This window comes from Streptomyces sp. NPDC039424 (assembly GCF_055639495.1).
Window position 1 is genome coordinate 14247 of record NZ_JBVKAI010000012.1, and the last position, 22795, is coordinate 37041.

At 68.5% G+C, this 22795-nt stretch carries 21 protein-coding genes and 1 pseudogene; 9 read left to right on the forward strand and 13 right to left on the reverse strand.

Annotated features, from left to right (window positions below; all coding sequences use genetic code 11):
• On the reverse strand, positions 1-1009 hold a 1009-nt coding region (locus tag ACZ7L0_RS26850; protein WP_471245128.1), incomplete at its 3' end, for a radical SAM/SPASM domain-containing protein.
• A gap of 556 nt (positions 1010-1565) precedes the next feature.
• On the opposite strand from ACZ7L0_RS26850, the gene ACZ7L0_RS26855 reads away from it, so the two are divergent.
• Together ACZ7L0_RS26855 and ACZ7L0_RS26860 are read left to right on the forward strand one after the other, a co-directional pair.
• Positions 1566-2003, forward strand: coding sequence for a hypothetical protein (locus tag ACZ7L0_RS26855; RefSeq protein WP_471245129.1), 438 nt, complete (start codon positions 1566-1568; stop codon positions 2001-2003).
• Positions 2004-2135: 132 nt separating this feature from the next.
• A complete protein-coding gene (locus tag ACZ7L0_RS26860; RefSeq protein WP_471245130.1) occupies positions 2136-2447 on the forward strand; it encodes a site-specific integrase in 312 nt (103 codons plus the stop codon).
• A gap of 51 nt (positions 2448-2498) precedes the next feature.
• Here ACZ7L0_RS26860 and ACZ7L0_RS26865 read toward each other — a convergent pair whose 3' ends face one another.
• From ACZ7L0_RS26865 to ACZ7L0_RS26875, 3 genes are all read right to left on the reverse strand, one after another.
• On the reverse strand, positions 2499-2723 hold the full coding sequence (locus tag ACZ7L0_RS26865) for a hypothetical protein (RefSeq protein ID WP_471245131.1): 225 nt from the start codon (positions 2721-2723) through the stop codon (positions 2499-2501).
• Positions 2724-2842: 119 nt separating this feature from the next.
• Complete coding sequence (locus ACZ7L0_RS26870; protein WP_471245132.1) at positions 2843-3205, reverse strand: hypothetical protein; 363 nt, start codon at positions 3203-3205, stop codon at positions 2843-2845.
• 67 nt (positions 3206-3272) lie between these two features.
• The gene (locus tag ACZ7L0_RS26875) at positions 3273-4343 is read right to left on the reverse strand and encodes a hypothetical protein (protein WP_471245133.1); all 1071 of its coding nucleotides are present in this window, start codon (positions 4341-4343) and stop codon (positions 3273-3275) included.
• A gap of 390 nt (positions 4344-4733) precedes the next feature.
• Here ACZ7L0_RS26875 and ACZ7L0_RS26880 point away from each other — a divergent pair, with 390 nt between their 5' ends.
• Entirely contained in the window at positions 4734-5012 is a 279-nt protein-coding gene (locus ACZ7L0_RS26880) for a hypothetical protein (protein ID WP_471245134.1), read from the forward strand.
• Positions 5013-5255: 243 nt separating this feature from the next.
• On the opposite strand, the gene ACZ7L0_RS26885 is transcribed toward ACZ7L0_RS26880, so the two are convergent.
• The 7 genes from ACZ7L0_RS26885 to ACZ7L0_RS26915 all read right to left on the reverse strand — a co-directional run bounded on the left by ACZ7L0_RS26885 (position 5256) and on the right by ACZ7L0_RS26915 (position 11309).
• Positions 5256-6086, reverse strand: a complete 831-nt coding sequence (locus ACZ7L0_RS26885) for a DUF6207 family protein (RefSeq protein ID WP_471245135.1) — start codon at positions 6084-6086, stop codon at positions 5256-5258.
• A gap of 7 nt (positions 6087-6093) precedes the next feature.
• On the reverse strand, positions 6094-6987 hold the full coding sequence (locus tag ACZ7L0_RS26890; RefSeq protein WP_471245136.1) for an XRE family transcriptional regulator: 894 nt from the start codon (positions 6985-6987) through the stop codon (positions 6094-6096).
• 726 nt (positions 6988-7713) lie between these two features.
• Positions 7714-8703: a hypothetical protein gene (locus ACZ7L0_RS26895; protein WP_471245137.1), complete on the reverse strand. Its 990-nt coding sequence runs from the start codon at positions 8701-8703 to the stop codon at positions 7714-7716.
• 755 nt (positions 8704-9458) lie between these two features.
• A complete protein-coding gene (locus tag ACZ7L0_RS26900) occupies positions 9459-9602 on the reverse strand; it encodes a hypothetical protein (protein ID WP_471245138.1) in 144 nt (47 codons plus the stop codon).
• A gap of 393 nt (positions 9603-9995) precedes the next feature.
• Positions 9996-10445, reverse strand: coding sequence for a hypothetical protein (locus ACZ7L0_RS26905; RefSeq protein WP_471245139.1), 450 nt, complete (start codon positions 10443-10445; stop codon positions 9996-9998).
• A gap of 17 nt (positions 10446-10462) precedes the next feature.
• The gene (locus ACZ7L0_RS26910) at positions 10463-10672 is read right to left on the reverse strand and encodes a hypothetical protein (RefSeq protein WP_471245140.1); all 210 of its coding nucleotides are present in this window, start codon (positions 10670-10672) and stop codon (positions 10463-10465) included.
• A 466-nt stretch (positions 10673-11138) separates the two neighbouring features.
• Positions 11139-11309 (reverse strand): DUF5670 family protein, encoded by a 171-nt coding sequence (locus tag ACZ7L0_RS26915; protein WP_471245141.1) that lies wholly within the window; start codon positions 11307-11309, stop codon positions 11139-11141.
• A 336-nt stretch (positions 11310-11645) separates the two neighbouring features.
• On the opposite strand from ACZ7L0_RS26915, the gene ACZ7L0_RS26920 reads away from it, so the two are divergent.
• The 6 genes and pseudogenes from ACZ7L0_RS26920 (at position 11646) to mihF (ending at position 21366) form a co-directional block, all read left to right on the forward strand.
• The gene (locus ACZ7L0_RS26920; protein WP_471245142.1) at positions 11646-14777 is read left to right on the forward strand and encodes a Tn3 family transposase; all 3132 of its coding nucleotides are present in this window, start codon (positions 11646-11648) and stop codon (positions 14775-14777) included.
• A gap of 183 nt (positions 14778-14960) precedes the next feature.
• Entirely contained in the window at positions 14961-15257 is a 297-nt protein-coding gene (locus ACZ7L0_RS26925; RefSeq protein WP_471245143.1) for a trypco2 family protein, read from the forward strand.
• 54 nt (positions 15258-15311) lie between these two features.
• Positions 15312-19502 carry a tetratricopeptide repeat protein gene (locus tag ACZ7L0_RS26930; RefSeq protein WP_471245144.1) on the forward strand — a complete coding sequence of 1397 codons (4191 nt, stop codon included), beginning with the start codon at positions 15312-15314 and terminating at the stop codon, positions 19500-19502.
• 118 nt (positions 19503-19620) lie between these two features.
• Complete coding sequence (locus tag ACZ7L0_RS26935; protein ID WP_471245145.1) at positions 19621-20637, forward strand: recombinase family protein; 1017 nt, start codon at positions 19621-19623, stop codon at positions 20635-20637.
• Positions 20630-20956, forward strand: coding sequence for a hypothetical protein (locus ACZ7L0_RS26940; RefSeq protein ID WP_471245146.1), 327 nt, complete (start codon positions 20630-20632; stop codon positions 20954-20956). The genes ACZ7L0_RS26935 and ACZ7L0_RS26940 overlap by 8 nt, the downstream gene beginning before the upstream one ends.
• Positions 20957-21052: 96 nt before the next feature.
• Positions 21053-21366 (forward strand): annotated as a pseudogene (mihF, locus tag ACZ7L0_RS26945) (integration host factor, actinobacterial type).
• A gap of 218 nt (positions 21367-21584) precedes the next feature.
• On the opposite strand, the gene ACZ7L0_RS26950 reads toward mihF, so the two are convergent.
• The gene (locus tag ACZ7L0_RS26950) at positions 21585-22205 is read right to left on the reverse strand and encodes a hypothetical protein (RefSeq protein WP_471245147.1); all 621 of its coding nucleotides are present in this window, start codon (positions 22203-22205) and stop codon (positions 21585-21587) included.
• 143 nt (positions 22206-22348) lie between these two features.
• Positions 22349-22795 carry a hypothetical protein gene (locus ACZ7L0_RS26955; protein WP_471245148.1) on the reverse strand — a complete coding sequence of 149 codons (447 nt, stop codon included), beginning with the start codon at positions 22793-22795 and terminating at the stop codon, positions 22349-22351.

Here is a 22795-nt window from a genome sequence, read left to right on the forward strand (position 1 = left end):
GGTCCTCGTCCTCCTCGCGTTCGACGCTCGGGTCGCAGTTGGGCGTGCAGCTCTGCGGACACGAGCTTTGCGGGCACGCGGGAAGGTCCTCGTCCTCGTCCGGAGACTGGGTCTCGCCGCCCTTGTCCGGCTCGCCCTCGGCAGCGTGGCCCTCCGTGGTCCGTCCCGCCGCGAGCTTGGGCAGCCACACCGTTTCATGGATCGTCGTGCGGATCTCCCGCAGCGCAACACCGCGCACGATGTCGGCCAGCGTGGTGTCGAGCACGTTCCCGACGGGCCACTGTCGCGCCATCACACACGGATACGTCTCACCGTCAGGGGCGACGCAAAGCCGCCCGGACCAGCAGTGGCCACACAACTCCGACATCTGCGGTGGCTGCGACCTGAGGTCCTCGCCGCGCCCGAAGGCACGCACGGAGGACGATCGGACGTGCCGCACGCCGAGGTCAGCAAGGAAACGTTTCGTGCTTTCGATGTCCGACGGCGTCTGATCAATTTGGATCACCGCGGCACGGGTATCGATCTCATTATCAACGAGGCGTTTGAGATTACCAATGGTTCGAGCGTGGCTCGTCCTGTTCCTGGTTACAGCCGCATGCACCTCGGGCCTGTCGGAATACACCGACGTGGCGAAGTAAATGTTAGCACTGCGGGCGAACTGCACTGTCTTCTCGTCGAGATGGGTGAGGTTAGTGAATACCTCGACGAACTCGAACCCGATCTCCTTGGACGCCTCAAGCAAGCGCTGAAATTCTGGGTGGAGCGTGGGCTCGCCGCCGATGAACTGCATCTTACGACAGCCCAGGGAATACGCTTGAGTCATGACCGACAGGTAGTCGTCCGCCGTCAGCCGATCACTGTCGCCGGTCTGCGGGCCAGACTCCGTATAACAGTGAACGCACTGCAGATTGCAGCGGTTCGTCAACTCCAGCCACAAGAAATCCAAACCCGCACCGACCGGCTTGCGTTCACTCTGAGTGGGTGCCTGAGAAGGCATTTCAGTCTTCATGACGCCTCGCCGTCCCTAAATGCTTCGCCACGTCGGCACCAGTTTTGCATCCGCGCATCAAAAGGGCTGGAAGGACACGGCCCTGCTCTCGTACAGCTACGGCCAGGTGGCGTGTAGCGCTGAGTGACGCTCGGGGCTGCGCTCATTGCGAGGGTCAGCGGTGCAGCGGTTTAGCGGCAGCGATGGCTCCGTTTCAGGGTCGGCTCATCGGACTTCTGTCGCCTGGCGGCTCGTCAGGGTGGCCGCAGTAAATACCGGATTTACTGCGGTGGGCCCTCTAGGGTGATCATCGCGACCTGCGGCGGGGCATTCCGGCCGCGCAGGTGAGGTGTACGCATTTACTGCGGCAGCGCCTGGAGGGCGGGGCGGGCGTGACGATCGAACCAGTGACCGATAACGGGGTTGGGGGCGCGTTGCGAGTTCCGCGTGCCCGCGTGGTGCCCCTTTCCACCCCTCCGGCGACTTATACGACCGCGGTCGAGCGGTACCTCACCGGCGCGGGCATCGCGAAGTCCTCCGCGCGATCTACCGGACCTCGCTGACGACGTGGGGGTGGATGTTCGCCGGTGAGCGCACGCCGACCGGGCCCGCCCGACGCGGCGCGAAGCCGCCTATATACCCCATCGCCGCGATTGACGACCCGGTGCTGCCGGAGGTGCTGGCCGAGCTGGCGGCGGCCCGGGCGGACGAGATGGACGCCGACACCGTCAACCGCGAGCTGTCGATCGGGCGCAAGGCGATCGGCTGGTGGCAGCGGCAGGGCTGGATCGCCTGCGACCCGACGATCGGCATCGAGCGGCGCCCGGCGCCACCGGACCGCACGAAGGCTCTCGCGGAGAACCAGATCGCCGCCCTTTGGCGCCTGGACGCCGCGCTGCGGGAGAAGACGCTCTGGAAGATGCTCTACGAATCGGCGGCCCGGGCAGAGGAGATCTTGTGCCTGAACGTCGAGGATCTGCACCCGGGCGACAAGCGCGGCCGGACCCTGGCCTAGGGCGGGGCGACCGAGTGGATCCACTGGCAGTCCGGCGCCGCCCAGCTGCTACCCCGCCTGATCGCCAGCCGCAGCCGCGGCCCGCTGTTCCTCACCGGCCGCAAGGCCCCCACCGGAACGGCGACCCTGGACGTGTGCCCGGAGACCGGCCGGGCCCGGCTCTCCTACCGTCGGGCAGAGGAGATCTTCGAGGAGAACACCCGGTTGCTGGCCAACCCCCTCGCCTCACCCGAGAACATCGAGGACCTGGACGGCTGGACCCTGCACCGGCTCCGCCACAGTGCACTCACCCACGACGCCGAGGGCGGCACCTCCACCCCGATGCTGCTGGCCCGCTCCCGTCACGCCTCCGTCCGCTCCCTGGAGCGATACGCCCGCCCCGGCGTCGACGCGGTCGCCAGACACGTCGCCGAACGCGACCCCGCCGCACGCCGGCATCGATGAACCTGCAGAACCTACCGGCGGGTTACTTGCCCCCTGGTGTCCGAGCTGGGACTACCGGGCCCAGTACACGTGCACGTACCGCTTCAGCAGGTCGGCCCCGATCCCCCGCCCGCGGGCGTCTTCGCGGACCGCGAGGACGCCCAGCAGCGCCCCAACGATGTTCCCCTTGCGGTCCTGGGCGACCAGCGGCAGCGACATCGCGGCCGCCGCCGGCTGCAGGTCGCCAGCCGCCGCTGCCCGGACGAGCCCGCTCACCGCCGTCCTCAGCGCGTACACGAAACAGCTCCATCGAGGTCACTCTCGCCCCCTGAACAAGAAAAAGGGGTGCTCCACTCAGTGGTTGGAGCACCCGTGCCGGAACCGCAGTTCGAGGTGCGGTCGGCCTCTCGCAGACTTCAGGCTGCGCGGCGTGCGGGGTTGGTGTTGGCGCGCTGGGCGGTGGGTGCGTTGCTAGCGACCTTGATCCATGTACGGCAGATCGCGATCACGGCGTCGTAGCCGACCACGAGGGTGGTCAGGCCGAGGGCCATGGCGGTGTCGCTATGGGGCAGGTGGTGGCTGAAGTACAGGCTGGATGTTGTGGCGATCGCCGGGAGAGCGAGGCTGCCGGCCGGGCGGCGTGTGTTCTTCAGCTTGGCGAGCCAGCGGTCGCGTACGTCCCTAGGCGGGATGACCTTGAACCAGTTGTTGCTCTGGGGCGCGTTGCCGTTCACGGCGTCGCGGGCGACAAGGCTGAGGGGATTGTCGTTGGTCACCATTGTTTCCTTGAAGGGGCGGCCGGCTCGCGCCGGCCGCAGGGATGGGTTACGGGGGTGTTGGGCGGGTCTAGATGTCTTCCTCGTCGCCGAAGTCGAACTCGAAGTCGTCGTAGGGCGCGAGTGGGTCGAGGGGGTCGATGTCGTCGGCTTCGTTCTTGAGGATGCGGCTGATGCGGTGGGCGTCCCAGCGGTTGCGGGCGACGACGAAGTCGCCGAAGGCGATTTCGCCGGTGACGGCCTTGTACAGGTGCCTGCTGGCATCCCAGGGCTCTTTGAGGATCTTGCCGTTGTCGAGGAACCGAACGATCATGCCGTGGCCGACGGCGACCGGGATGATGGCGGAGTTCAGGACCGGCTCGCGCAGGTGCACCGCGCCCGGCACGGCGCCTCCCAGCACGGCCTGGGCGATCGCGGAGCTGGTGTCGACAGGGAAGAGCGGGTCCCTGTAGTGGCGACGGATACGGGAGGCCTCGTCCATCATCGAGTGCGGCAGGACCACGCAGTTCGGGTCGGGTTCCGCCACCGTCGGCTCCCCGGTCATGGCAAGCCAGCCGTCATCGAGGGACAGCCGGTAGGAGCCGGAGCAGTCGGACAGCAGCGCGGTCTTGGGGGTGACGAGCGCCGCGTAGAGGGGCCTGTCGGGCAGGTACGTGGTGATGGCGATGGACGTGGCGGTGGCGTCGCTCGCGGACAGCCAGCGGCGCAGGGAGCCGGTGAAGGCGACGGAGACGGCGGGCTGTTCGGCCTTCACCAGGGCGCGGAATTCCTCCTCGCGCTCGGCGGGGGTGCCGTCGTCACCGAGCACCGTGGGGGGCCGGCCGGACTCGTTGGCGAGGCTGGTCAGGGTGTCGCGTACGGCGTGGACGAGGCGGCGTTCGTGGGTGCGGGCCTGGTCTTCCCAGTAGGCGTCCTGGGTGAGGATGCCGGGTGGGATGTAGCGCTGTCCGAGGAGGGCGAGGACCTTGGCGTCACGTTCCTCCTGGGAGAGTTCGGCTTCCATGTCCTGGCCGTAGATCTTCTCGTGGCCGAAGGCGTCCATCATGCGCAGGGCGGTGTCGCATGCGTGGGCGGTTATGCCGCCGGTGGTGAGCGGCTCCTTCAGGCCGGGGCCGAGGGTGGCGGGAAGCTCGTGTAGCACAGGGAACTCCTTGCGTATGGGGGCTTGCGTGAAGGTGCGTGCACGGGGCGCACGCGGTCGCATGCGCTACGTGACAGCCATCATGACACGACCTTCGTGTAGTTCAGTCGGAGGATGGCACGTACGACTACATGACGCTCTCGACACGCCCGAACTAACGGAGTGTCAAACACCACACCGAGAGATGTACAACCGGCGACAAAGAACTCATGTGCGGCGCAACACATATGTCGTAGCCACTCCAAGGAACCTTGTAGTGTCGTAGTCTGAGCGGCGTTCAGTCAGCGAGAGTGCTGTCCGGCGGCAACCGGTCAGCACGTCGAACCGGGAATGGCATGCCCCGATCCCTGGCACGAACGGGGCATCCAGTCCCCGACGAAGGGAACACGCGTGTCGAGCGAGCGCAGGAAAGCAACCGACGAACAAGACCGCACGGTCGTCGTCTCTGTCCGCTTCCCCGGCCATCTACTGGAGCGCATCCAGGCCATGGCAGCCGTGCTGTCGACCACGGCCAACGCCGTCATCCGCGAAGGCATGGAAACCTACGTGCGAGAACGGGCCGCCAGCGACGAATTTAAACTCGCCAGCGAACAGTACGTCGCCCAGGCCCAGGCCCGGGTGGCCACCGTCCTCGCCGACCCCCCAGACAGCCGAGTATCGCGCGATTGACGCATTCAGACGGATCACCAGGCGATTTGTGCACACCGTGCTCACTATTTGATCCATACCGGTCCCATCGAGCCGGGGTCCGTCGCACGGACCTCGGCTCCGCTGTGAACCGGGCCGCCGGCCCCAAGTGCATCGGACCCGTCGTACGCCAGTCCACCGCAGGCGGCCTGCCTATGCGATGTCGGCCGCTGATACGCCGGCACGGCCCATGCCGAGACTGCCGCCGACTACTGCCGCGCGGCATCAGCGGTGCCCGCCGCGCACTGCATCCTGCACACGGCTGTCGCTGCTGCGGTTATGGCCGGAGCGGTTCGGCAATGCCCTGGGGGCCGGGTTGGGCCGCTGCGGGCGCTCGCTGGCGCCAGGGGCGTGCGAGGTGGTGGCGAGGATGATGGCGATGTGGGTGGCGAAGTCCTGCCCGGGCAGGGGGATTTCACGGTCAGGGTGCCGGGCGTAGCCGGCTGTGACGGCGGCGGGGACGTAGTCCAGGACGGCGGTGACGGTCTCGCTGCGGGGGCGGTCGCCCGGCGGTGTCAGCCGGTTGAGCAGGCGCAGGACGGTGGGGGTGCTGCGGTCCAGGCGGAGGCTGTCGGCTGGTGCCGTCGCGCCGGGCAGGGTGACCGTCTCGGGGTCTGTCTCGGTGTCGATGCTGGTCTGCTCCCGCCAGAAGTCGGCCGCGTACGTCTCACCGAGGGCGCGGTGGTGAAGGTAGAGGCAGTAGGAGGCGGCGTCGTCTCCCGCGCCGGCCGCGTACTGCCACCAGAAGCGGGCTCCTTCTTCCGCGTCCGCGAGCTGCAGGACGCATCCCAGCACCCAGGCGCCCCGCGGGGCGGGCAGTTGGTCGGTGACGAAGTCCTCCAGCGAGGCCGTGGAGTGGGTCACGGCTGCCTCGCACAGGGTGTTCAAATTCGTCATGGCAGTGTCGTCGGCGGTTTCTGGGCCGTCGTCCCACAGTGCGAAACCGTCCGGTGTCAGGGCCGGGTAGGCGCAGTCCTCGTAGGGGACGGTGTCCGGGGGGACAGCGGGCTGCCGCTGCAGCCGGGCTCGGGACAGGAGCTGGTCAATGGTGGTCATGAGCTGATCACTCCCTGGTGTCGTCACGTCGGCGGTAGATGTCGTCCAGGGCGGCGCGGGCGTGCCGGTCGATGGCGCGGGTAATGGCCGGGGACAGGCCCAGGACATCCGGGATGACGTCCTCGTCGATACCGCAGAGGTATCGCAGGACGGTGACGTCCTGCTGGTTGCCGGGCAGGCGGCCGATCGCGTCGAACAGCATCACCAGCTCACCGGCGTCGGCGAGCCGTTCGGCCAGGTCGCCGCTCTCGTTCTGCGACTGCGTCGACAGGGCCGCGGCCCGCAGGTCGACATGGCCCTCGGGGTGCCGGCACGCGCGGGCCATCACCCGCGAGCGCAGCAGCCGCCACGCGTAACGGCGCACGTCCGCGCTGGCGGCGGCCTCGTCCCAGTACAGCCACAGGATGTCGAAGGTCTCCGACACGACCCACTTGGCGCGGTGGTCGGTGAGCAGGAACGCACGGGCATAGGCGGTGTAGTGGCCACTCAACGACTCAGTGAAGCCCTCGTGGGCCACCGGCTGCAGCTCCCGCTCGAGCGCCACGTCCTCGACGGAGCGGCGGATCCAGTCCGGCTCCTTGCAGGCCTCCTGGGCGGCCGCCGCCCACAGCCGGCGCATCGGCCACGGCGGGATGTCCAGGGCTTTTATCACGCTGAAGGTGATCTCCCAGCCAGGGTAGTAGCCGTTGCCGCGCAGCAGTTCGGAGATACGAGTCTTGGAATACCCCGAGCGTGCCACGAGCTCGTCCAGCGTCAGACCGCTGGCGCGCAGCCGCGCGCGGACCGACTCCAGCCAGGCCCGGTGCGCGGCACCCACGTCCGCAGAGATCGGCTCGGGCTTGCGGCCCCGCCGACTGACAGGCTCCCCGTCAGATCGTTCCGGCACCGCGGAGGACGTCATCGCGGTGCCTCCTTCCGCCGCACGCGCGGCGTCGCGACCACCCGGCGCGAACCGGCCGGACCCTGAAGGGGTAAACCGGGCCGCACGACAAGATCAGGCCCTGCCGTACCGGGCGGCACAAACCCCGTGACGGGCACCGGGAGGTGCCCGGGCACGGCCCGCGCCGTGCCGGATGGGAAGACCGCCGCCACCGCAGCGGCGGTCGACACCTGCGAACTGGACATCGCACCTAGTTCCCTGGAATGGGCGTCTGGAAGGAACCCCTCGCCAGGCGGTGCTGAAGCGCCTCACGAGGAGCAGGACGCCAGCATGGTCCGTCCAGCCCTCGCCACGCCAAGTGATCATGGAGTTACGGAACAATAGGAGTCAGAGAGGCGGGAGTTACCCGACACAGCCAGTCAGGCGCGCACACATTGCGGCGCTTTTCAACCCGTATGAGTGGGAAAAGCCACTTACCGTTGCAGCAGCCCGCCCGATCCCCACCATGGAACACCGACGCCCCGGCGTCGAACCTTCCCGTCTGGAAGGCTGTGCGGGCCCTCGTGCTGAAGAACCACCCAAGGAGGGACGCACACCCCTCTCCCGCCCGGCATCCCTGTGCCGGGCGGGAACCCAGACACTGCCTCGCACTCCCCGCCGTCGGCCACGTTGCCGTCCTCATGTAGCGGGCGAGGTTCAGCTCCTGTCCGTACTTTTCCTGTGCGTTCGGGTACTGCTGCCGCGGACTCAGTCCACATGCGGTGAGGCTGCACCGGCCTCCGCGTACAGGCCCCGGATGTCGTCGGCAAGGCCGGGTTGGTCATCCAGGTCAACATCCCGGGCGTTGCCGATGAGGCCAAACAGGTCGTGCACCAGCCGGTCGTACGACACGGGCAACAGGAGCCCGTGGGGCGGGCGGGCATCCTCACCGAGAACGGTGGGCTGCGGGCGGGCCCGGTACTCGGCCAACGCGCTCTGATGGGTGCGGTAGGTGGCCACCGCTTCGTGCAGCCGATCCGGCCACGGCATGCGGACCGGCGGCGGTGCGGGCCGGCCCTCGAAGACAGTGCCCGCATTGACGAGCTGGTGCGCCTTGCGGGCGGCCTCGGAGGCGTCGGCACGCTGCTGCAGGTCGTGCACCGCGTCCAGGCGCAGCGCCAGGGAGATGATCGGGCCGGCGTGTGTGGTGGCCCAGATGTACTCGGCGCGGCGGGCGCGGCGGGCGCGGGCGACCTCTACGCGCTCGGCCTGGGTCCTTTCCTCGGCGTCGGGGGCCATGTCGTCGATGTCGTCGCGTAGTTGGAGATACCGGCGTTCGGCGGCCTGCCGGCTCTTGAGTTCCTGGGCATCGGCGATGCGCCGCCAGGTGACGTTGAGCGCGCGAGCCGCGCCGATGAGGCGCCGCTCGTCCAGGAGAAGCTTGTCGCGCAAGGCGCGGACGACGAGGAGCGCCGCAAGCACGCTGGTCTCGTCGATGTCCGGATCCCGGTAGCGGACACGCTGGATCAGCTCATCGTATTTGGCGGCCACATCAGTCAGGTCGCGGTCCTCGGGCCTGAACTCGCGGCTGGCGGCCAGGGCCAGTTCACCAGCCCATTCGTCCGGGTCTCGTTCGCGCTGGGTGTGTAAATGCAGCCAGGCCGCAGCGCGATTGGTTTCTTCGGGCCGACTGCAAAGTGTCGTCTTAATGACGACGCTTTTTGTCGTCCGGCGGACGACATTTTCTTGAGAAGGCATACGTGTATCCATGTATGAAGTCCAGCAGGGATTAGCGAGGCTCTTCTGGGTGGGGCACAGTGTCCTGGCCGCGGGTCACCGAACGGCGCCGACGGAAGAGGCGTGCGGCGGCCGCAGTCGCCGCACCGGTGGCCAGCACGAGGACTCCGGCAAGGTACTGGGGCCACACTTCATGCAAAGCACTCTGCATCATGGCAGGTCAACGCGCATGCTGTGGTTCCACACGCGCGGGTCTCCTCTCCGGAAGAAGGGCCTTCGGGCGGCATGGTGCCGACGAAAGCTGTGGTTGGGCCGCTGAGCCGCGACCCGCAGCACACGCCGCCTGCACGCCCGCGCACGGCAGGGGCGCACAGACAGCCATGTCCCTTGCCATTCAAAGAGTTCCCGTCTCGGACCGGATACCTGATTCAGAAAAGCGCCACCCTTCGCCACCCCTGAAATAAAGAGCGCCGCCATTCGTCACCCCGGAAGCAGGAATTCCGGGATCAACGATTCCCGCAGTCTGAAAAACGAAGGCACTGTGCACACATGCACACCCGAACTCAGCCGGGAACGCCAACGCCTGGCGGTACCGGGCCCTCCCAGCGCGCGGACCTCCGGCGACTGGCTTACCCAGGCCAAGGCTCACCGCGACCTTGGTGATACCACCCCTCGCGGGCGGGCATCCCGCACCCCCTGGTCGGCGAGCTGATCAGCACCCCCAAAAGAAGATCAACGCCGGGAACGAAACAGCTTGTCCCGGCCCAGCCCCTCCGCTACGGCGTCACGGCGGCCTGACGGCGCCAACGGTTCCAGGGCGGTGGGATGCGCACACCGTCGGGTCCTTGGAGAACGTCGAGCAGGGAAGCCTGGAAGGAGTCGCCGGCGCCGATGGTGTCGACGTTCTGCGCGAACAGCATGATGCGCAGCGGCGTCTCCAGGACGTGCGCGCCGACGCGTACCGGCGTCCGGGACCGGATGCGATGCGGCTTTGGTGGCTGGTGGCGGGCGACGGCGAGGTCGGATGTGGTCGAACACGACCTGGTGGTCGCGGGCGGCGCGGGTGCGCCAGTCCAGGACCTGTTCGCGGGTCAGGTCCTCGAGGACCAGGTCCCGGTCGACATCGGCCTCCGGCTGCGGTGAGGGCGGGGCGGGTGCCAGGCGCGGGGCGGGCAGCACGACCCAAGCCGGCGGCGTGGCCGGCTCATCAAGGGCGGGGTGCTCGACCGGGGCTTCGGCGCGGGCCTTGGCGGCCGCTGCCCGCCGGGCCCGGACCTGCTCCCACTCGTCTTCGCGGGCCCACGCCCGGGCGGTCACCGTCTCGTGCAGCTGCCGGTCGATTGCCGTACGGCGCTCCGCCTCGGAGGCGTAGGGCAACGCAGCCCGGAGGCCGTACACACACGGACCTGCATCACCAGGTCCCGGTCCTCAAGACGCTCCAGCACCCGCTCGCCCGCCGACGCCGTGCAGCCCAGCAGCCGGGCCAGCGTTGCGGCCGCCCGACCGCGCCGGGTGCCCACCGTGCCGCCGCACTGCCGCACCCGACCGTTCTCCCTCGCCTCCAGCACCACCAGCAGCAGCGCCAGCCGGTCCGTCGCAGCCGCCCGGCCCGTACGCGACCCGAGCAGCCCGGCCGGGGTTACCCGCCCGTCCCGGTGCACCCAGCCCGGCGCCATCACAGCCTCCAGCAGCCGCAGCAGCGTCGCGAGCTCCTTCTTCGTCAGCGCCAGCGGATGCCCAGCCACACCGTGCGCGGCCCACATCGGCAGAACCTTGCACTTCAGCCCCACGTCCTGGCCGACCGCGACGTCACCGACCGCGCCACCGTCCTGCGTACCGCGATCAGGTACCTCGGTTCCGGCAGCTTCGGCCACGTCGTACTGCTGCTGCAACCCACCCACGCCTCCGCGTGCCCGCTCTCGCCCTCGATGACGACGGTGAACCGAAAGCCCAGGGCCGTCGGATCGGTGCTGTTCGTCGCGTCGCTCATGCTGTGCTCCTGTCGATGGTCCACGCTGGGCACGATCATGATCGAGAAGTGCATTGTTCTGCACAGAACGCTGGACGGGCACGCCGCCTGCGAGCAGTCTCAGATGACTGACTCTGCGGTGGCGAGCTGGAGCAGGGTTGCCACTGATTGGCGGTCGCATGATCTGCCGGCAAGCATCAGCCGGGGCCCGATGCTTGCCGCTTTGACACGGTCGCGGGCCGCCCGGCCCGTTTGTCGCGCAAAAGCGGTGCGCAGCGGCCCCGCAGACAGGAGGAGCAGGGTTCCACTGCGGGGTCTGCGGGGCCGGTGCATCACTCACGTACCCTGCGGTGCGCCCGATACGCCCGATCCCTCCCAACCGCCCTGGCAGGAAGCCTTCCTACGTGGGTGGGGCCCGGCCGTACCCGGCCGGGCCCCACCCACCTCTCGCGCGTAACGCGGTCCTCGCGCCGAGTGTGTCCGTCGTCTACCAGCGGTACCAGCGACCCTTGCGGCCGCCGCTGTCCGCCGTACGGACGATGAAACCGAGCAGCCACACGACGAGCACGATCACTGCGATCCACCACAGTGCCTTCAGGGCGAAACCCGCGCCGAAGAGGATCAGAGCCAGCAGAAGAACTAGAAGCAGGGGAACCATCGTTATCAACCTCCTGACCGTCGGATGCCCTTACATCAGTCCTACAAGCACACAAAATATGAGTTACTTCCATGGAATGAGGGGCATATGCGCGGCGCACGCCGTGGACGGTTCCCCCTTTCTCGCACCTCACGCACCGCGGATACGCAGCATGTATCACTCAAAGCGATGCCATGGCCCTGGATTTGCCGGGGCCGTTACCGGCCTCGGGGAACAACGGAACAGCCACTAGCGCTAAGCACTTGATCTTGGTCGTCTAGCACAGTGGTCCCAGGGCTCGCGGTTGTTCGCCCGAAGATCACGTGAGTCGTCCGGCCCGTGGCTACCGTCCGCCGGGTGCCAGTGGAAATTCTGACTGATGAGCAGGCCGAAGCGTACGGGCGGTTCGTGGAGGAGCCGACGCGGCCGGAGCTTGAGCGGTTCTTCTACCTCGATGACGTCGACCGGGAGCTGATCCGGAAGCGGCGCGGAGATCACAACCGGCTGGGGTTCGCGCTCCAAATGTGCACCGTCCGCTACCTGGGGCTGTTTCAGGAGGATCCGCTGGACGTGCCGTGGTCGGTGATCGAGCACCTGGCGGAGCACCTGGGCGTGGAGGACGTCTCGTGTGTGAAGCGGTACACCGAGCGGCACATGACGGCGTACGAGCACGCGTGGGAGATCCGGGACGCCTACGGCTACCACCAGTTCGAGGACCACGAGTGGGGCCGGAAGTTCCGCGCGTTCCTGCACGGCCGTGCGTGGACGCACGCAGAGGGGCCGGTCGCGCTGTTCAACCAGGCGGTGGGGTGGCTGCGCCGGAGCCGGGTGCTGCTGCCGGGCGTGAGTGTGCTGGCCCGGCAGGTGGCGGAGGTCCGGGCGGTCGCGGAGAAGCGGCTGTACGCCACGGTGGCCAAGGCCGCGCGGCGGGCGGACGCGTCGCTGCCCGGCGACCTGGTCGCGCTGCTTGAGGTGCCGGAGGGGCGGCGGGTCTCGGCACTGGAGCGGCTGCGCCGGCCGCCGACGCGGACCACGGGCACGGGCATGGCGAAGGCCCTGGAGCGGGTCGATGAGATCTCCTCCTTCCATCTGGGCCGGGTGAGGATCGGCAAGGTCCCGCCGAACCGGCTGGCGGCGATGGCCCGCACGGGGTTCGGCAGCAAGGCGCCGAACCTGGAGCGCACCCCGGAGCCGAAGCGCACGGCGCTGCTGACGTCGGTGGTGCGGCACCTGGAGGCGTCCGCGATCGACGACGCGCTGGATCTGTTCGCGCTGCTGATGCAGGTGAAGCTGATGAGCGCGGCGAAGCGGGCTACAGACAAGGACTGGCTGGCGGCGAAGCCGCGGCTGGCGAAGGCGTCCCGTACGGTCACGGCGGTGTACCGGCTGTGGAGCGAGCAGCTGAGCCTGGTCACCGAGCACGGCGCCGACCTGGACGCGGCGGCGCTGTGGCGCGCGCTGGAGACGGAGGTTGGTCCGCGCGAGGAGGTGGAGGCCGCCGCCGCGCTGCTGGACGAACTGCTGCCGCCCGGCGACGACGAGGCGGAAGCCGAGATGCGGCGCCTGCTGGCCACCCGCTACAACACCGTCCGCCCGTTCCTGTCCCTGCTCGGGGAGTCGCCCGCGCTCGGGGCGGCCTCCGGCGGGGCGCGGGTGCTGGCGGCGGTGAAGCGGCTGCCCGCGCTAGCCCGGCGGAAGGTCAAGGTCAAGCCGCTGCTGCCGCGCGAGATCGACAGCAAGCTCGTGCCGCCGGCGTGGAAGCGGGCTGTGTTCTCCAACCCCGACCTGCCCGAAGGGGCTGTGGACCGCGACGCGTACGTGGTGTGCGTGCTGGAGCAGCTCTACCGGGCGCTGAACCGGCGGGACGTGTTCGCGTCGCCGTCGAACCGCTGGTCCGACCCGCGAGCGCGGCTGCTGGACGGCCAGCAGTGGGAGGCAGTCGCCGAGGATGTCCTGCACGGCCTGAGCCTGGATGAGCCGGTCACCGAACACCTCGCCGGGCGGGTACGGGCGCTGGACGCCGCGTGGCAACTGATGGCCGAACGGCTGGAGGAGGCCGGGCAGGACGCCAAGCTCAGCTTCGAGGTGCAGCCCAACGGGCGGCTGAAGCTGAACGTGGACCGGCTCGGCGCGGTCGGTGAGCCGAAGTCGCTGCGCTGGCTGCGCCAGACCACCGCGGCGATGCTCCCGAAGATCGACCTGCCGGACCTGCTGTTCGAGGTCGACTCCTGGACCGGGTTCCTGGACGCCTTCGTGCACCTCGGCGACGGCCGCACCCGCATGGAGAGCCTGAAGACCTCCCTGGTGGCGCTGCTGGTCGCGGAGGCCTGCAACATCGGCTACACCCCCGTCATCGACCCGAACGACGAGGCACTCACCCGGGCCCGGCTCGTGCACGTCGACCAGTACTACCTGCGGGCGGACACCATCGCCGCGGCCAACGCGCACCTGATCGAGGCTCAGGGACGCGTGCCGATCGTCGCGCACTGGGGCGAGGGCCTGCTCGCCTCCGTCGACGGACTGCGGTTCGTGGTGCCCAAGCGCACCATCAACGCCGGCCCGTCGCCGAAGTACTACCACTTCAAACGCGGCATCACCTGGCTGAACGCCGTGAACGACCAGGTCGCGGGCATCGGGCAGATGGTGGTGCCCGGCACCCCGCGCGACTCCCTGCACATCCTGGACACCCTGCTGAACCTGGACGCCGGGGTGAAGCCGGAGATGGTCGCCACCGACAACGCCTCGTACTCCGACATGGTGTTCGGCCTGTTCTCCATGCTCGGCTACAACTTCTCCCCGCGCTTCCGTGACCTGGCCGACCAGCGGTTTTGGCGCGCGGAGATGCCCGGCGTCACCACCGGCGGCTACGGTCCACTGGAGGCCCTCGCGCGCAACCGGGTGAACCTGAACAAGGTGATCACGCACTGGCCGGACATGCTGCGGGTGGCCGGCTCCCTGGTGACCGGGCAGGTCCGCGCCTACGACCTGCTGCGGATGTTCGGCCGCGAGGGCCGCCCCACCCCGCTGGGTCAGGCGTTCGCCGAGTACGGGCGGATCGCCAAGACCCTGCGTCTGCTGCGTGTGGTCGACCCGGTCGACGACACCTACCGACGGCAGATGAACCGGCAGCTCACCGTCCAGGAGTCCCGCCACAAGCTCGCCCGCGACATCTGCCACGGCAAACGCGGGCAGATCATGCAGGCGTACCGCGAGGGACAGGAAGACCAACTCGGCGCGCTCGGCCTGGTCCTCAACGCCGCCGTGCTGTGGACGACCCGTTACTTGGACGCCGCGGTCGCTGAGCTGTGGGCCCTGCCGGCCGACACGCGTGAGCACGACGTCCTCGTCGAGGACGTGGCCCGGCTTTCCCCGCTGCGTCACGCGAACCTCAACTTCCTGGGGCGCTACAGCTTCCGCTCAACCGTCCCGGACGGCGGGGCCTTACGGCCCCTGCGTGCCCCGGACACAGATACAGAGGACGACGTATAGGGGTAGCAACGTATGCCCATGGTCGAAGAGGGCGCGACAGGGTCGCAGAACGCACCAACGATGGCACGGTTTCTGTGGGTTTACTCCAGGAGAAAGAATCAGATACGGCCCCTGCCGCAGGCAGGGGAGACGAGAAGAGGGGGGATCGTGATGGGCAGCGTAAGCGGTTCGGGCGAAGAATGGATGGACTTGGCGGACGCCATCGCTCTGTTGCGGGATCAGATCGCCGAGGCCCAGGATCGGATCGCCGCCCCTGCGGGCGGCGGCCATCGGGGGGTGCTGTTCACGCTAGGGGAGATCACGCTGGACCTCGGCCTGGAGCTGACCGGCACCAAGGGGGTCAACGGCGGACTGCGGTGGAGCGTGATCAGCCTGGGCGGCAAGAAGGAGAGCGGCCGGAAGGCCACTCACGCGGTGACCGTGAAGCTGCAGCCGCACCTGCCCGGCGGCGGCGACCTTGACGTCAGCGACGAGGAGTAACCCGGTCCACGACCAGTACCACGCAGGGCATGAAGCAAGAACGGGGGGACTGTTGTGGAGTTCGACCGCCGGGTGCAGATCCGGATACGCAAACCAGGCACAGACAAGCAGGGCTTCGGCTCGGGCTACCTGATCGCGCCGCGGCTGGTGCTGACCGCCTCCCACGTTGTGGACGGCATGAACCACGCCGACCCTCACGCGCTCAGGGTGAGCCGCCCCGATGCCAGCGGACAGGAGTTTCCCGCAGCCGTGCGCTGGCGGCGCTTGGATGAGACGGTGGACGCCGCGCTGATCGAAATCCGCGACAGCCACGGCTGGCAGACGCCGGAGTCCCTCAGCGATCTGCTCACCCGTCCGCCGCAGAGGTACGGCCTGCTCATCGGCACCCGACCGCACCCGGTCACCCTCACCGGTTTCCCCCGTATGCAGAAAGACCCCGACGACGGTCGGCGCCTGGACGAACAGCTCACCGGCCGCATCACTCCAGGCACCGGATCCCTCGCCGGTCGCTACGAGATCTCCAGCACCGACCCCACTCTCCCTGTCGACATACCTCCAGGCACATCGGGGAGCCGCTGGTCGGGCATCTCCGGTGCTGCCGTCCTCACCGACGACGGCTTCGGCGGGGACATGCTGTGCGGCGTCGTGCGCCGCGACCGCCAGGCCGAAGGCGGCACCCGCCTGACCGCCACCCCCGCAGCCCATCTCCTCGCCGACCCCGGTTTTCGCGACCTCATCACCGAGCACACCGGCTGGGAACCCGTCCTCGAACCCATCGAACCTACTGCGCTGCTTACCTCCTCCGCCGCCGCCCGTGCCTTCCGCTCTCCCGCCGCGCTGCTGCGCGCGGACGCCGAGGCCGTCGCCTTCCACGGCCGTGATGCCGAACTCGCCGACCTGCGCAGCTGGTGCGAGCACGAACCGGACACTTTCGCGATCTCGGTCATGACTGGGCCAGGTGGACAGGGCAAGACCCGCCTCGCCCGCCGCCTCGCCGACATCCTCGGCTGGGAGGGCTGGGTCACCGGACAACTGCGATCCGACCTCACCGACGACCCTTTCTTCGACGGCACCCCACCCGACTTCACCACCCTGGGCACCGCCCTGCCCCTGCTCTTGGTCGTCGACTATGCCGAGACCCGTCCCCGCCTGCTGCGCCGCCTCATCACCCACGTGCACCGCTCTCGCCACCGCGTACGGCTCCTGCTGCTCGCGCGCTCAGATGGCGAATGGCGCACCGGTTCCTTTCAGGCCGTCCCCGACGTGCGGGACCTACTCGAAGAAGCCCCGGTCATCCCTCTCGGCCCGCTCATACCCGCCGGCAAACCCGCTCATGACCGGCAAAGCGCCTTCAAGCAGGCCGCTGACGACCTCGCCTGCCTGCTGCCCAAGGTCCCCACCCTGCCCACACATGACTGGAAGTCCCTTGCTGGCACGATCCGGCCCCCCTCCGACCTGAACCACCCTCGCTACGACAACGTCCTCACTCTGCAGATGACCGCCCTGGTCACCCTCCTCCAGCACGGACCCCGGCCCGCCGACACGCCCCCCGGCACTCCGCCGGAGCGCACCCTCCTCAAACATGAGGAACGCTTCTGGGAGGCCAGCGCAAAGACCCCCGCCTACAAACTCGACCTGCCCGTTCCCACCCTGGGTGCTGCGGTCGCGACGGCAGCCTTGTGCGGGGCCAGCACCCCGGACGAGGCCCGACAGGTCATCACCGCTCTGCCCGGCCTGCCCGACCACCAGCAGGCATCCGCCACAGCCTGGCTGGCCTCCCTGTACCCGGGTGGCCCGGACCGCTACTGGGGATCCCTGCAACCCGACCGCGTAGCCGAATACCACGCCTCCCGCATCCTCGAAGAACACAGCCGCCTGCTGCCCGCCCTCCTCGCCGCAGGCACCCCCGCCCAGCAGGCCCAGACCATCACCGTCCTGGCCCGCGCCGTCATCGCCCACTACAACGCCGAACGCACCACCGACAGCGAACACGTCCTGCGCACCCTGGACACGGCCCTGATCAACGCTCCCCTCGACTACGAGGCCGTCCATACCGCCTCGGCCGCACTGCCCTACCCATCCCGCATCATCTCCCCCCTCGCTCTGGGACTCACCGAAACCCTTGCCTGGGCTGACCGGCAACTGGCGCAAGCCTCCCCCGCCTACGAACCCAACTTCGCCAGCTCGCTGTCCAACCACGGCATCCGGCTGGCGGAGGCGGGGCGCCGCAGCGAGGCACTCACCACCGCCGAGGAGGCAGTGGAGATCTACCAACGGCTCGCGGCCGACGATCCCGCTGTCTACGAACCCGCCCTCGCCGGCTCGCTGTCCAACTACGGAGGCTGGCTGGCGGAGGCGGGGCGCCGGGGCGATGCGCTCACCGCGACCGAAGAGGCGGTGAAGATCCGGCGCAGGCTCGCGGCCGACGATCCCGCTGTCTACGAACCCGCCCTCGCCACCTCACTGTCCAACCACGGCAGCCGGCTGGCGGAGGTGGGGCGCCGCAGCGAGGCCCTCACCGCGACTGAGGAGGCCGTAGAGATCCACCGTCGGCTCGCGGCCGACAACCCCGCCGTCTACGAACCCGACCTGGCTCTCTCACTGTCCAACCTCGGCGCTGATCTGGCGGAGGCGGGGCGCCGCAGCGAGGCCCTCACCGCGACTGAGGAAGCCGTAGAGATCCACCGTCGGCTCGCGGCCGACAACCCAGCCGCCTACGAACCCGAACTCGCCGGCTCACTGTCCCGCCTCGGCAGACGGCTGGTGGAGGCCGGGCGCCGCAGCGAGGCCCCCACGGCGACCGAAGAGGCAGTAAAGATCCACCGTCGGCTCGCGGCCGACAACCCAGCCGCCTACGAACCCGAACTCGCACGCTCGCTGACCAATTTCGGCGCTGATCTGGCGGAGGTGGGGCGCCGCAGCGAGGCACTCACCGCGACTGAGGAGGCCGTGGAGGTCCACCGTCGGCTTGCGGCCGACAACCCAGCCGCCTACGAACCCGAACTCGCCACCTCACTGACCAACCACGGGGTCCACCTGGCCGAGGCGGGGCGCCGCAGCGAGGCCCTCACCACGACCGAAGAGGCGGTGAAGATCCGGCGCAGGCTTGCGGCCGACAACCCCGCCGTCTACGAACCCGAACTCGCCGGCTCACTGTCCAACCTCGGCGCTGATCTGTCCAGGGTGGGGCGCCGCAGCGAGGCCCTCACCGCCGCCGAGGAGGCCGTGGAGATCCTGCGCAGGCTCGCGGCCGACAAGTCCGCCGTCTACGAACCCGACCTCGCACGCTCGCTGTCCAACCTTGGGGTCCACCTGGCCGATGCGGGGCACCGAAGCGAGGCCCTCACCACTAAACAGGAGGCGGCGGAGATCCTGCGCAGGCTTGCGGCTGACAATCCAGCCGTCTACGAACCCGACCTGGCTCTCTCACTGTCCAACCTCGGCGCTGATCTGTCCGAGGCGGGGCACCGCAGCGAGGCCCTCACCACGACCGAAGAGGAGGTGAAGATCCTGCGCAGGCTTGCTGCCGACAACCCCGCCGTCTACGAACCCGACCTCGCCCGCTCGCTGTCCAACCTTGGCGTCTGGCTCGCGGAAGCTGGGCGTCAGAACGGCGCCGCCGCCGCGATCGAGGAGGCCTTCACTGCGATCGAGGAGGCGGTGGAGATCTACCACCGGCTTGCTGCCGACAACCCCGCCGTCTACGAACCCGACCTCGCCCGCTCGCTGTCCAACCTCGGCGTCTGGCTCGCGGAAGCTGGGCGTCAGGACGAGGCCTTCGCCGCTGCCGAGAAGGCGGTGAATATCCTGCGCAGGCTTGCGGCCGATAATCCAGCCGTCTACGAACCCGACCTGGCTCTCTCACTGTCCAACCTCGGCGCTGATCTGGCGGAGGCGGGGTGCCGCAGCGAGGCACTCACCGCGACTGAGGAGGCCGTGGAGATCCACCGTCGGCTTGCGGCCGACAACCCAGCCGCCTACGAACCCGAACTCGCACGCTCGCTGTCCAACCTCGGCAGACGGCTGGGGGAGGCCGGGCGCCGCAGCGAGGCACTCACCGCGACTGAGGAGGCTGCGGAGCTATACGACCGGCAAATTGACACGCCGCCCTCCGTGCTTCCGCAACTTGACGCCGTACTGGGCCTGCTGGCGGATCGACTTGAGGAACTCGGGCGTGAGCAAAAGGTTGGGAAGTTCCGCCGCTGGTTCAGGAAGAAGCCGCTCCGACCCGATTCTCATAATTGACTCATCTGTGAGAGTTCTGCGAGAGCCCCCGGAGTGATCACGTTTCCGCAGGTCGCCACTCGCAAAAGCCCTCTCGAAACCGGCGCGTTGTGCGAGGCAGTTCTGAGAGACTGCCGCCATGGATTTGACGCCCGATCAGGCCGCATTGGCGGTAGAACGTCACGACTGCCCGAACTGTGACGCGCCCGCCGGCTCCGCCTGCCGCACCCGCGGCGGCAAGACCGCGGCGAAGTACCACACCCCGCGCTTCGTCCTCGTGCCCGCGCTGCGCGAGGAACTCGAAGTGCCGGTGCCCGCCGACCGGCGGCCGGGCCGCGCGTGGAAGCAGGGCCCCGCGCTCGCGGTGGTCCCCGCTCCCCGCGCCGAGCGGCCGGTGAGGATCGGGTACGCCAGGACGTCGACCGCCCGCCAGGAGCTGGCGAGCCAGCTCGAAGCCCTCCGCCGGGCGGAGTGCCACAAGATCTTCCAGGAGCAGATCAGCACCCGGATCAAGGTCCGACCCGAACTGGAGAAGGCGCTCGCCCTGGCCCACCAGTTCAAGGAGGCCGCCCCCGAGACGCCGGTCATCTTCACCGTCCATGAGCTCAAGCGCCTCGCGCACAACGCCGCCGAACTCATGACGCTGTCCGCCGAGCTCCAGGACGGCGGCATCCAGCTCGAACTCCTCACCGGACCGCTCACCGGCATCTACGACCCCAACGGCATGGGCGCCATGTTCTTCGCCGTGCTCGCCGTCGCCGGGCAGATCGAGCGCAACTACATCCGGGAGAAGACCCTCGAAGGCCAGGTCGCCGCAGCGGCCAAGGGCAACCACGGCGGACGGCCGAAGGTCATCGACGACGACATGCTCACCTTCGCCCTCGCGCTGAAGGACAAGGGCGTCCCCGTCCCCGAGATCGCGAAGAAGCTCACGATCAAGGAGGGGAAGAACGCGGGCAAGTCCCCGTCGGTCGCCTCCCTCTACCGGGCGTTCGCCGAGGCCGAGCAGGCCGTCGAGGTGGACGACGGTCTGCCGCTGCGGCCCAAGCCCGCCCGGATCCGCCGGCCCGAGGACCCGCTCACCCCCGAGGAGATCGAACTCCGCGAACGCCTCCAGGCCCAGCCGCCCCCGAACGCTGGAGGCCCCCGTGGATGACCTCGCGGCCGTACGCGCGCAGGAGTACGAGAAGGTGTTCAGCGAACTCATCGCCACCGCCGAACGGCTCGACATGCTCCGGCGCCTGGAGGGCGGCGGCGTCGACCCCCACGCGACCGCGGCCATGCACGCGCTCCGCTTCGCCGCCACCATCCTGTGGCCCACCATCCCGAGCGCCCCGCCGACCGGCTTCCGGCACGACAGCGAACGCCTCCTTCAGCTGGCCGCCCACTGGCGCGAGGCGGCGCTGGAACTCGGCGAGTTCGCCCCCGCCCGCCCCGCCCTGCGGCTCGTCACCGACACGACACCACCCTTGTAGAGGGGGGCGCGGATCCCGTAAACCTGCTGGTCACCAGCCGCACGGCGGAGTGATGATGACCGCCAACGCCCGTACGAAGGAAGAGGAGCGGCGCCCATGGCTCTGCCCGTACTGACCGCCGAGGCTCGCGCCGAGGCACTGAAGAAGGCCGCCGCCGTCCGCAAGGAACGCGGCGAGGTCCTCGAAGCCCTCAAGACGAACAAGGTCACCTTGAAGGAGGTGCTGGAGCGCGAGGACTCCATCGTCGGCACGACGTACGTACGGCGCCTGCTGGAATCGCTGCCCGGCATCGGCAAGGTCCGCGCCGGCCAGCTCCTGGCTACCTCGACATCTCCGAACGCCGCCGCGTCCAGGGCCTCGGCGCCCGCCAGAAGGAACGCCTCCTCGAACTCTTCCCGCCGCGAACCTGACCAGCGGCGCCGCCCGCCCGCTACAACGGCAGGGGACCCCGGTGATCACCCTCACCGGGGTCCCCTGCGTTCGTGATCAATCTCAGCGCCAACGGCTGTACCGATGTTCCCCAAGGCCGACGTCGTTGAGGAGCTGCTGGCGCAGGCCCGCAACGGGAGCGCCGAGTGATCCCCGCACCGCCGCACGAACCGGACCATGCTGCCGCTCTACCCTGTCCCTACGGACAGGACTCCTCGAACTTCACGGCCTTCAAAGACACCGGCTGCCCCGTCAGCTCGGCGCCAGCCGAGGGCTCTTGGCTGCACACCTTCCAGTTCGACTCCACCAAGACGTTCCGGTCCTGACCGGAAGCATCTGTCACTGTGATGCTGGTGGAAGGATCGAGGGCCTCCCGCGCAACCTTGACAAACTTGCCCTTGAAGTCAGGCATCTTCCCGGCTGCCTTCGGCGGCTCCGTTTGGTCTGTGTCCGGGCACGTCTCCTCAAGCTTGACAACCCCGAGATCAACTTCAGTGTCTGTCGTCCGCCTGCCCGGCCCTGGCGTCTGGAAGCAGACCTTCCAATCCCGGTCGAGTACTTGCTTCCGTCCGCGGCCGAGTGAGTCATGCGACGCAAGCGCGTAGAAGCCAGCGGCCTGAGCGGCGTCCTGGGCGCTCTGCAGCCCTTTGCCAACAAGGTTGGGCAGGTCTGCCGTCTTCGCCCCTTCGGTGGTAGCCGACGTTGTTGGCGCCGAGGATTCAGTTTTCGGTGGGGCTTCCTTGGAGCCGTCATCCCCGCACGCGGTGAGCGACAGCAGGGCGAGGGAGCTGAGCAGTGCGGTGATGACATGGTGGCGCATGTTGGTGATGGTGCCGATAGACCGAACAGCTCGAGCAGTGCCAGCAGCGTCTCGGGCGCGTCCTCGGTCGGGAAGTGGCCGGCGCCCGGAATCTCGACCACGGGTGCGTCGGGGTAGCTGAGCCACAGCACCGTCGCCGGATCTTACGAAGATCCGAATCCCGGCTGTCCGGGCAGCGGCATGCTTGGATCAAGTCCGAGTCTATCTTTGACGATCGTCCAATTGATGTCGACAAGCCGGTCGCCGATATTTTCATCGGACTGCACAGCGGCAATAACTTCGTTCAGTCTATTTTGCACGAAGTCAACCTCTACCTCGAAAGACTCCGACTGTTCGGCTAGCGTTACCTGCACTGGAACGTTGTCAATGTAATACCGCCAGATCCGCGGCGGAAGCTCCGGTTCACCGGCAGGGGGGGCCACAGCAATTCTCCATTCCCCTCGCTCTCGAATCACGTGCACTTCACACTCCTCCCCGATAAAACGAAGCAGGATGTCTTCGAATCCGCCCGTTTGGCGCTCTTCCGTGACAGAAAATCCGCGCCCCAGGAGCCATTCAGATAGGTCGTCTATCAACTTCTGTCCAGTCAC

What these genes read in the sequence shown, in the direction of transcription:
- ACZ7L0_RS26935 (WP_471245145.1), top strand. Translation starts at nt 19,621, where the DNA reads ATGGATTTGACGCCCGATCAGGCCGCATTGGCGGTAGAACGTCACGAC.
- ACZ7L0_RS26870 (WP_471245132.1), bottom strand. Translation starts at nt 3,205, where the DNA reads ATGGTGACCAACGACAATCCCCTCAGCCTTGTCGCCCGCGACGCCGTG.
- ACZ7L0_RS26890 (WP_471245136.1), bottom strand. Translation starts at nt 6,987, where the DNA reads ATGACGTCCTCCGCGGTGCCGGAACGATCTGACGGGGAGCCTGTCAGT.
- ACZ7L0_RS26915 (WP_471245141.1), bottom strand. Translation starts at nt 11,309, where the DNA reads ATGGTTCCCCTGCTTCTAGTTCTTCTGCTGGCTCTGATCCTCTTCGGC.
- ACZ7L0_RS26895 (WP_471245137.1), bottom strand. Translation starts at nt 8,703, where the DNA reads ATGCCTTCTCAAGAAAATGTCGTCCGCCGGACGACAAAAAGCGTCGTC.
- ACZ7L0_RS26855 (WP_471245129.1), top strand. Translation starts at nt 1,566, where the DNA reads ATGTTCGCCGGTGAGCGCACGCCGACCGGGCCCGCCCGACGCGGCGCG.
- ACZ7L0_RS26925 (WP_471245143.1), top strand. Translation starts at nt 14,961, where the DNA reads ATGGACTTGGCGGACGCCATCGCTCTGTTGCGGGATCAGATCGCCGAG.
- ACZ7L0_RS26900 (WP_471245138.1), bottom strand. Translation starts at nt 9,602, where the DNA reads ATGCTGTTCGCGCAGAACGTCGACACCATCGGCGCCGGCGACTCCTTC.
- ACZ7L0_RS26885 (WP_471245135.1), bottom strand. Translation starts at nt 6,086, where the DNA reads ATGACCACCATTGACCAGCTCCTGTCCCGAGCCCGGCTGCAGCGGCAG.
- ACZ7L0_RS26950 (WP_471245147.1), bottom strand. Translation starts at nt 22,205, where the DNA reads ATGCGCCACCATGTCATCACCGCACTGCTCAGCTCCCTCGCCCTGCTG.
- ACZ7L0_RS26905 (WP_471245139.1), bottom strand. Translation starts at nt 10,445, where the DNA reads ATGTGGGCCGCGCACGGTGTGGCTGGGCATCCGCTGGCGCTGACGAAG.
- ACZ7L0_RS26910 (WP_471245140.1), bottom strand. Translation starts at nt 10,672, where the DNA reads ATGAGCGACGCGACGAACAGCACCGATCCGACGGCCCTGGGCTTTCGG.